Annotated in this window: 6 protein-coding genes and 1 pseudogene; 1 reads left to right on the forward strand and 6 read right to left on the reverse strand. The window is 39.3% G+C overall.

Features of this window, described 5'->3' with window-relative positions:
- Positions 1 to 663, reverse strand: a pseudogene (locus tag QL898_RS00005) (transposase); the annotation flags it as partial.
- 248 nt (positions 664 to 911) lie between these two features.
- Here QL898_RS00005 and QL898_RS00010 point away from each other — a divergent pair.
- Entirely contained in the window at positions 912 to 1124 is a 213-nt protein-coding gene (locus QL898_RS00010) for a hypothetical protein (RefSeq protein ID WP_290175359.1), read from the forward strand.
- A gap of 348 nt (positions 1125 to 1472) precedes the next feature.
- On the opposite strand, the gene QL898_RS00015 is transcribed toward QL898_RS00010, so the two are convergent.
- The 5 genes from QL898_RS00015 to QL898_RS00035 are packed head-to-tail and all read right to left on the reverse strand — an operon-like array spanning position 1473 to position 9738.
- A complete protein-coding gene (locus tag QL898_RS00015; protein WP_290175361.1) occupies positions 1473 to 2291 on the reverse strand; it encodes an efflux RND transporter periplasmic adaptor subunit in 819 nt (272 codons plus the stop codon).
- Complete coding sequence (locus tag QL898_RS00020) at positions 2288 to 4303, reverse strand: hypothetical protein (protein WP_290175362.1); 2016 nt, start codon at positions 4301 to 4303, stop codon at positions 2288 to 2290. The genes QL898_RS00015 and QL898_RS00020 overlap by 4 nt, the downstream gene beginning before the upstream one ends.
- Complete coding sequence (locus tag QL898_RS00025; protein ID WP_290175364.1) at positions 4296 to 6491, reverse strand: hypothetical protein; 2196 nt, start codon at positions 6489 to 6491, stop codon at positions 4296 to 4298. The genes QL898_RS00020 and QL898_RS00025 overlap by 8 nt, the downstream gene beginning before the upstream one ends.
- 15 nt (positions 6492 to 6506) lie before the next feature.
- On the reverse strand, positions 6507 to 8339 hold the full coding sequence (locus QL898_RS00030) for an efflux RND transporter periplasmic adaptor subunit (RefSeq protein WP_290175366.1): 1833 nt from the start codon (positions 8337 to 8339) through the stop codon (positions 6507 to 6509).
- Positions 8332 to 9738, reverse strand: a complete 1407-nt coding sequence (locus QL898_RS00035) for a TolC family protein (protein WP_290175368.1) — start codon at positions 9736 to 9738, stop codon at positions 8332 to 8334. Before QL898_RS00035 ends, QL898_RS00030 begins: the two co-directional genes overlap by 8 nt.
- Positions 9739 to 10397 lie beyond the last annotated feature (659 nt).

Genomic DNA, 10397 nt, shown 5'->3' on the forward strand with positions numbered 1-10397 from the left:
CATCAAACTTCTGATCCAGCACGTTTGGATAAACCAGCTTGTTATGATCAGAGTCAGTGGTGACTTTAAAGCGCTTGTGACGACGGCATTTAATGCCGTATTCTTCTTTGATGCTTCTAACCATATACAGGCTAATGTTGTGGCCTTGTTTGCTTAGATGAGCATGCAATCGATCTACGCCATAACGTTCTTTCATTTCACTGTGAGCGGCTTTAACTAGTAGCTCGCACTGATTGCGGTGTACCTGCTGTTCGCTGATGTCACGACTTAGCCAATCGTAGTAGCTTGAGGGCTTAACGCTTAATACACGGCACATAGTAGTGGTGCTAAATATCTGACGATTGTCTTTGATAAAAGCGTACTTTACGGGCTGTTTTTCGCGAAGTACGCGGTCGCCTTTTTTAGAATCTCGCGCTCCTCTTCAGCCACTTTGAGCTGACGCTTGAGCTGCTTTATTTCTTGAAGAGCACTCATAAGGTCAGGATCATATTGTTCTGTGCCAATAAGCTTGCCTTGATTGGCTTTGTTCTGCCAGTTCGATAACGTTTGCATCGCTATGCCAAGTTGCTTGGCTGTGGCTGAAACATTACCGTTATTGTCTGCTATTTTCTTAACGGCTTCTGCTTTAAATTCGTCACTGTAGGTTCTTACTTTCTTGGTCATGGTAAACTCCAGTTAATACGCTTAGTTTACCAAGTTTAGTTGTACGGTTTCGTCAGCATAGCTCAGATATGTGCGGCTTTAGTTTGGTTGCCAACACAGAGTTCATTTATATAGTTAAAGGTAACGCCTATGATATAGGCAAAACTGAAATTGCAATGAAAGCATATTGTTTGCTATTGATTATAGGTAAGTACGTCACCTCACATAATTATAAGATTGATAAACTCAGTTCCGCTTCAGGTGGATTAATGATTTCTGATATTGATAAGATTGGATTACTACCAGATACTGTAGAAATACTACAACGAGCTGGTATGAATGAAGATCTCTTCAAAAGCATTAAATCGACTCTAATTGAGCGCCAAATCATGTTTGAAAACCCTATCACTCAGCACTTTGTACTGTCTGATTCAGGTATGGCCTTTTATGAAGAACTCACAGCAGACTTCATCACTGATTGAGAAGTATGTAGCAAGCAAGCTGCCGATAGCGCTTTGAATGCATCTTGGCCACTGGAAATATAAGCTTTTAAAAATTAGTACCAGTTTGGTAGAACTGAATAAGCCAATCAAATTTTCTATAATGAAATCATCATGAATCAAAAACTTATATGATATTGCAAGCATAAAAACGCCTCAAACAAACTAATGCTTGAGGTTAAAGCAGACTAGGCTTGTTACATTTCCTCAGATGATATTAATATCTAAATCAGTATTGTTTTACAATAAGTTAATCATAAGCTGGCTAGCTTTGGCTTATGTACTTAGAATATTACCTTTTAATGCTTTGCTATACCTAATGGCAAACGCTTAATACTTCACTGAGCACAATATACCGCTTGGTATTTTATTTCCTGGATTATTTATATAAGATATCATGCTAAAAGTACCGGAAGCCGCATCAACGGCTGAATCCTTAACAGCAATTTTCGCCTTTATTTGACGATTAAAAGGTGCCTCAGGAGAGATGGTTATAAGGCCACCTTTTTTAAATCGATTAAAATATTTGACTGGTGCAATGATTTGAACTTTTAATCTATCAGTCTGTGCAAGGGTCAGGATAGGATGCTCACCATCAGTAGGACTAACTATCGATCCAGCATCTAAGTACCTTGCTGTCACTACACCACTCAACGGGCTATTTATAGTACGCCGATTCAACTCTGATAGTGAAGTTTTATACTCATACTTTGCTAGGGTCTGACTTTCAATACTGGCATCTAGTTCAGACTCAGCGACTTTCAATTCGTTATTTGCATCATCTAAGGCCTGTGTAGACATAAATTTTGCATCGGATAAGATTTTCATTCTTTCCATTTTTTGCCTAGCAGCATTTACTCGATTTTGGGCAGCAATGATTTGAGCTTGAGTCTGTGAGCGATACTTTGCCGAGTTTGTAGAAGCTTGCTCAACGCTATTGTCTAGCCGTGCAAGCACTTGCCCCTTTTTAACGTAATTGCCCCGCTCTACTTGCACACTACTTAATCTGCCTACTACAGGACTGCGAATGTCTACAGTTTTTATGGGCTTTAACATGCACCCAAATCCTGAAGCTTGCGCAAATTGAGGAGTAAACAGAAGAAAAATAATAGCAGCAGTACTATTTCGAAACTTATCATTGTTGATCATTTTAACTTTCCAATAAACCCAATTTGTTTTTGACGAGTGCGGTCTTGTTTTAACGTATTCATTCTAATTTCATATTGTCTTTGCTGTGCACGATTTTGAGCAGTTTTCATTGCTCGTGAATATAGATATGTTCTCAATATCGGGAAAGATATGTTACTGCCTATGACTTGCCAAATATTTTTATGAGCAAATAACAATGTATCATTGAAACAAACAATCTCTTGGTAAGAACCTTGATTCCCTTGTCTAGCTGAGCGCCCAATCAGCTGTCTATCAATACGCTTAGAATCATGATGTTCCGTGAGAATAACGTGCAATCCCCCACTATTTTTAGCTGTCTCATCCAATTTGATATCTGTTCCACGTCCCGCCATATTGGTAGCTATTGTAATTGTTTTGCTTAATCCTGCTCGAGCAACAATATCGGCCTCTTGCTCATTTTGTCTTGCATTAAGAAGATGGATGGTTAATCCTTCGTTATTATTATTCTTATTGATAAAATCCAGTACTTTTTCTGAAGACTCTACACTACGTGTACCTATGAGTACTGGTTGACCATTTTTCGCCACTTTGACAGCTTCATCTGCCACAGACTTCCATTTATCATCCTGCGTTAAATGACAGTTTGTGCTCATTTTCTTTCTAAGGTTTTTTCTATTAGGGGGTATAATACATACCTTGAGCTCGTAGACGTTCCACATCTCGCGGCTTACTTCAGCAGCAGTTCCTGTCAATCCTGCCAAAAGTATGTACCGCTTAAAAAAACGCTGGAATGTAATTTGGGCGATAGTTTGTCTTGTATTAGAAATATCCAACCCTTCTTTAAGTTCAATCAACTGATGTAGACCTTGTTCCCAACTTCTATCTGGCATTGGTCTACCAGTCGCTTCATCAACGATAACTATTTTTTCTTCCGCGATAATATAATGTTCATCTAAGTGAAATAGATGCAATGCATTTAAAGCTTTTTTGAGGATTAACTTCTGCCAAGCTTTTGTATGCCACATAGGCCTTACACTTTCAGAAGGCAATGATATATTGCGCTCAAAATTCTTTAATAGCTCAATATCATTGTTCACTAAATCAACAATAAAATCTTTACTTTCTATTAATTTTCTTGCTTCATCTAAAGCCCATCGCAAGACAAGTTCTTCCATAATAGATTCAGATTCTTGCGAAATAATTAAAGGCGTGCTTGCTTCATCTATCAGCACGCTGTCTGCTTCATCCACAATGCAAAAATGTAATGCTGGAACGATATGCTGATCGCTATTACTTGAGATATTATGAATGAATTTATTCAAGCTCGCTTTTACTCTTGTTTCTCCATTCGTTATATTGAGCTCATCTTTTAAAACATCAAACACAAGCTCACTAGCACTGACATAGCATATTTGGAGAGCATACTGCTTTTGACGTTCTTCAATTTCCATCTCAGAAGAAATGGACCCACTAGAGATAGAAAAAAAATCAAACAGAGGCGTCATCTCTTCACAGTCTCTAGTAGCTAGGTATTCGTTTGTACTTAACACATGTACTGCTGCACCAGAAGCTGCCGCTATAGTAGCGGCTATGGCAGCGACTACAGTCTTGCCTTCACCTGTCTGCATCTCTGCAAGTTGCCCACTTAAGAGTACACGAGCGCCTAAGTACTGAACATCATGAGGATAAAAGCCGAATGTCCGATAGATAGCTTCACCCACACATGCTTGAGCTATATTTAATTGAGGCGTCATATCTTTGTTTATGATTAAGCTCTTTATTGCTAATTCAAAACATTGTCGTAGCTTGAAGTCGTCATAAGTCGCATATTGTTGCGTTAGTTTCCTAATAGCTTTAGCGCTTGAAGTAGCTTGTGATCGTCTATAACTTTTTACTGCATAAAATGACTGTAAATTAGAAAAAGTCCTAATGAGTTTATTAGGATGATTGGGATTGCTCTCCTCCCTTCCTCCTTCTGAAAGGACTAAAGGGTTTTGACGTAACTTGCGTAATAATACTGAATTAAACATTGAATTTCTTAAGGAAAAGTTGACGGCCTTTAATCATCCACTGCCAGCCTAAGGGCATATAGCCCATATCAAAACGAACGTAAACTCGATCGTTAAAGCCTAAAGGTTGCTCTTGTTTTAGAAGCTGATCTTGATTTACCAATAACTCTAAATCAAACACTCGATCTACTGATTTTTTGCCACTAGTATCACTAGGGTCTACAATAATATTACCACCTGCATTGATTCCCAAAGCAGCTGATGGAAGCTCAAATGCAGCTTTAGGAGTTCGACGTACAATTATTGCATCATAACTTTTCTCTAAGTCAGTAGTAGATTTGATTTCAATATTTTTTAAACGTTCTTGTACAAGGTTCATGACATCTTGCTCAACGACCATCCTGATAGTTTGAGTTTGCTTAGGTGCTACATATCCTAAAATATCGCCTTTCTTAACATACGTTCCAATCATTTTATCAATAGACTTTGGATACCACACCCCCTTACTAGGAGACAATACTTCTAAAGCATTTACCTCTTGTTTTAAGATCAATTCTTGTTTTCCCAATGCATCATACTTAGATTTTAGAGCGTAAAATCTTTGAATATCAGTAGATTGTGCTTGCCTCATCTTTAAAGTTAGTGCCAACATTTCTTGCTGAACGTTTTCAAATTGTTGTTTAAGTTCACGATTACTCAACAATACAATTCGTTCTGATTTATTGATATGGCTACTGGCTGATACATCGGCAGATTCTATCGTTCCATTAGTATTTGCTCTTATGATGTTGCTTTCAGGCAACCAAGCGATACCTTGTTGAACACTATAAAAGGGGAAAGGAACAACGGTCAGTAAAAGAATTATTAATATTAAAAAAAGATAAAAACGTTGTTTTGCTTGCACCCTTTTTTTAATAAGAGAGTTACCTTTATAGATGTGCTTAACTCCCTTATATATGGGCAAACCAAAAGACATCCAAGCAGATACAGCTGCCATAAGAATGCCAACAAAGAAATACTTTTGAGCGACGAACCATATCAACGTAAATATGATGAACACCCTATAAATTGGAGCGATAAAGCCATATACAAACAACCATAAACGCTCTTTGTCATAGCCCATAGGAGGCTTGGCATCCTTTGCGCCAAACATATAGCGATCTGATAGGTAAATCCAGTAATTTTTAGCCCTTTGTGATAAGTTGGGGATCTCAACTAAATCTGTCAAAACATAGTATCCATCGTAACGCATCAATGGATTGCCATTGACCAGTAGACTTGAAACACCTGCAATGAAAATAACATTAAAAGCAAAGGCTCTTACCAATCCTGACTCGACGTTTAACCACACAAATAAGGCGAGGGCTCCTAAAAACAACTCCGCCATTACACCCGTCGCCGCAACTAATGCTCTGACCCATTTAGAGGTAAATCGATAAGAATAGGTTGCGTCTACATAAGGCACTGGCATAAAAATGATTAGCATAAGCCCTATTTCGCGTACTACCCCGCCCCATGCCTTGACTGCCATTCCATGTGCCCATTCATGAACCGCTTTAACTATAGGATAGGTGCACCATAAAATAAACAAATTCGATGTGGATAAAATTCTATCGGACAGATTGGCAGTAAGTGCTTCCCAATGTGAGGTTACCAAAAACATAGCAGGTACAATAACCGCCAACCAGCAAACGAAAAAGGTCCAAGTATAAATGCGCAAGGCGGTCGCAGTTTGACGACTGAACCATTGATCTGGATACCATAGAGGTATTTTGATACTTATTGGATTTAAAAAAGATTGTTTAAATGCCTGAAATTTTTGTTTACGATATCGCTTCACAATTTCAGTAGAGTCTGCTGACATCTGGGTTTGTAGCATGTCATTGCTATATAACTGCCCTAGTAAACCCACTAGATCATTCTGACTGATGACTTCTGAGCTATCATTATAAAATCGCTGATTTTGCTGCAATTGTTGCTGCTCCAGACAGCTCTCTTCCCAGATAGCCTCTAGGTCCTTTCGGCCATTCATGAGCTTAATGATCATCCACGCTTCAGGAGTTAGTCTCAAAAACTTTTGAGTGGCTTGGTCATGTAAAAATATCCATGACCTACCTCGAAGGCGTCGAGGAAAGACATCTACGGCTTCTCTTAGTTTTGGTTTTACGTGTTTGACCAGATGCCAATGTTCTGAAAATAAGGTTTGCATAAGTAAGCGGCTATCCTACCAGATTGACCAAGCTTTCAGTCGTATCCAATCTATTAATGACTTAGTCCAGCTACTAATCAAATTGGTTTCACCCACTATAACTTTACCAACCCCTTGCATGCCTGGATTGATCTGGATAGGCGTCTTATTCAATCTTGCTTCGACTACAAAACCATTTTCTCCATCTTTAACTTCTGCAACTGCTGTCAATCTAGTAACAGTAAATTCATAAGTCTGCTCAGGTAAGCTGGTCAGTTTCATTTTCCCTGTTTGCCCTACCTTTAACTCACTCATATCTTTATCTGGTATATGCATAATTACCCGATAACTTGAGACATCTGCCACCTGAAAAAGCTCTGAACCGACTTCTACTGGTGTACCTACTTTTTGTTGCCAGTCTCCACTCACTACCACGCCTGAAATAGGAGATTTTATACTGGTTCGCGCGATTTTTTCATTAACCAAATCAAGCTTTGACTGGACTTGCTGTTTTTGGTTCACAGCAAGTCCACTAGCAGCCGCATCTAGCGCTGCCATAGATTGTCGAAACTGACCTTCAGCCTGCTCTAGCTGACTAGCCAGCTCCGCTGTTTCTATCTTGAGGTCCTTGTCTTCAAGCTTTGCTAATGTCTGACCGACTCTTACTGTATCACCAGGGCGAGCTAACACCTCAGTAATGTAGCCTTGTTGAGGCGTTGTAATGGTATAACGCTGTTCACCTTCTAAATATAATGGTGCATTGATAATTTTCTCAACAGGAATCAACGTTACTGCTAGTATCCATAGGATTAGTATAAAACCTAAAAACTTATACGCCAAATAGCCTTTTCCGACGAGCTTCTCTAACAAACCCGAGGATGTTCGATAGCTGTGAGCGACTAAATTTTGCTCAGACTGTTGCCATCGTCTAAAAACCGGTTCGATAAAATCAGCATTGGCTTGTAACATCGTTTTTAGGTTGTCATTCAAGGGGTCAGCATGATCGCTTTGCTGTACCACCAATACTGCCGATACATGACCACGGTAGTGCATCGGATATGCCCACCATAGTTTATTTTGTTGTACCTGACACTCGGTAATAGCAATGGAAGCAAGTTCAAGTGCAGCTTGCATCATTGGCGATCCTTTTACTGCCCAAGATACGTTAGCAGATACCCACCATTTAGGACTATAATTCTTTACTTTAAATAGGCTAAATCCTAAGCCATCATCTCCTAAATCAGTTGCCCATTGTTTGGTAAGGTTCACCCACTCTTGAGCCGCTGACTGAGCATCTGACTGAGACAATACATCACTCGTTATTTCAAGTAACCGCTTAGCACGCTCTCCTTCACCAAATTGACTGCGTATAAAGCCAAAGAATAACCATCCTAAGCTTAGCTGTAGTGTATCTAACATATGATCGTTAAATGGTGGTGCCACCACACAACCTATACACGCTATTCCTTCTGATGATTGTGTTACCAAACAGCTTATTAATACTAACTCATCTATACGTTGTACTTTGAGAGGTTGATCATTACTAATAATCTCAATGTGAGATTTCCACGCTTGCCGTAGTGTTGAATTTAGATCATCCAACGTACTTTCTACTTTCGTATCACTGCTACTCTCTTCCTCCAAAGGTACTTTGGATTTCAATGATGCTAATAATGCTGATGTTCTTTTAGGGCGTTGAGAGAATATTGATGCACTCATTGTCGACACATCAATGAAATCCAAACTACCTGCTTGCGGTAGTTTATGAGTCGCTACCGCTACAATATCTAGTCCTGAGACTTGAGTACGTTTGAGCCAATTTGATAAGAGATCTGGTAAAGGTACGGCTGATTCTTGATTACTATTCATTTATTTTCTCAAGCTCGCTACTATTTTCTACAGTTTGGCGCAATATGTCATCCATTTGAGTCAATTGATCCACTGTCAGTGTACCTGCCAATTGATTCAGCTTAATATAGTTACGCCAGCTGTTAGACCATGCTACTAGTCGATCTCTATTGACTTCATATATCTTTGATTGGGCATCCAATACATCGGCATTAATACGCATACCAACTTGATAACCCAGCATGTTTGCTAGCAATGCTGTCTCTGCTGATTCACTGGCTTTGTTTAGCCCTTGGTATTCAGCAATAGACGCTAATATTTGGTAAAAAGTTTGTTGCATCTCTATATTCAAACGCTCTTGAGATGCGCGTATAGTCTCAAAACGCTGATTTTGAGTTGCTAGCACTTTAGTCGTTTGGGCATTGCTAGTGTTCGTGTTGAATAAGCCAAACTGAACCTGCACGCCTGCGCTCCAGTCCCACTTACTATTGGTGTAATCCTCTTGCCCTTCACTAGACCAAGCACCTAGGTTACGGTTGTTTTCTACAACCAACTGCACTTTTGGATAGTGCTTATATTGCAATTTGTTTTTTTCGAGTGTAGCGATTTGATAATCAATAACAGACTGTTTCAATAAGCTATTTTGACTACCCATAGCAGCAAGCCATAAGGTAAGATCTTCTTCAGCAACATCTGGTAGTGCCTGAATACTTGATGCATACGCACTAGGCTCAATTTTAGCCCCGCTCAAGGTTGTAAGCTCTGCTTGTTTTGCTTGCATTTGCCATTTCAATGCGAATAGTTGCGCAGCAATGCGATCATGCTTAGCCTCGGCTTCACGTACATCAGTGATAGACACTGTCCCTACTTCAAAGCTTAGCTGTGCTTGTTTTCTTTGCTCATTGACAGCAACTTGCTGACCTTCCAAAAGAACCATCTCAGATTGTGTGGCAAGAATGTCTAAAAATAGTGAGACTATACGATTGGTCAGCTCATCATACGTTTGGTCAATAGCAAAATCAGTTGACTGTGCATTCAGATTCGCCTGTTCTATATTGATGTTCAAGATGGGATTGTATAAGCTTTGGGAGACACTAAATCCAACTTTTCCAGCATCATTGACGCGTCGATTGGATACTCTGGTATCAGAAAAGCTACCAGACCCTCTACCATAAGATTTGTCAATATTAGCAGAAACAGAGGGTAACCATTCTCTCTTAGCAATGTCTACTTCCGCTCCCGCCACTTCTTGTGCAGCTCTTTGCACTGCTAATTCAGGATTGCGCTGAACTGCTGCTTGTTGAAGCTGCGCTAGAGTGGGTGATGATTCGCCAGTAGAAGTATGTGCGGGCACTGCCATACAACAAGCCAGTAATAAGAGTATGGCCTTTGCCTGCGGTGATTTAGTTTTGACGTTCATAGTTATTCATACAACTTTTGTTGATGGCGACATTCTAATATAAATTAACTATTGGTTGCAGTAAATTTAATCCCTTATTCCTGGCACCTAGTAAAATCTATCAATCGGATCATAAATCTCCTGTAAAAAAAGTACCAAATCATTGGTTAGCTTTGTGAGCAAAGCTTGAATGCTTAGCAACGTCTTATGTAGAAGGTTTAATATATTCACTTAGATACGTGCCTAATATAGGATATATTTAATCAAAACGCACTTAATTAAATAACTAGAATAGGATTATTATCTTTCTTGCTAAAATAGCATTAATATCTAAAGTCGCTAAGTACTCTATTATTTGATCATAAGAGTCAGCAAAGGCCTTTTGATAAGTATCAGGTAAAGTCTAAGACCAAAACTCAATGTTCTCTTTCTAACCTTCTATAAAAGCAAGATTGATCTCTTGTGGCACATTATGTTATATATGCTTTTCCATGTTCTGCGCGTCACTATAGCTGGTCGGTTTGCCGTTCTTGGCATCCCATACGAATATTCCGTTAAAGCTCATGTGTTGTCCTTTATATGTTTATTTTACGTATCGTACTACTGGACAGCTTTGTTGTCTCAGAAAACAAACTCAAAGCTGCCGCATAGCGTCTTCAATGTTAAGCATTATCTTCGTT

It is taken from the genome of Psychrobacter sp. APC 3279, from assembly GCF_030407795.1.
In the GTDB taxonomy this organism is placed as follows: Bacteria; Pseudomonadota; Gammaproteobacteria; order Pseudomonadales; family Moraxellaceae; genus Psychrobacter.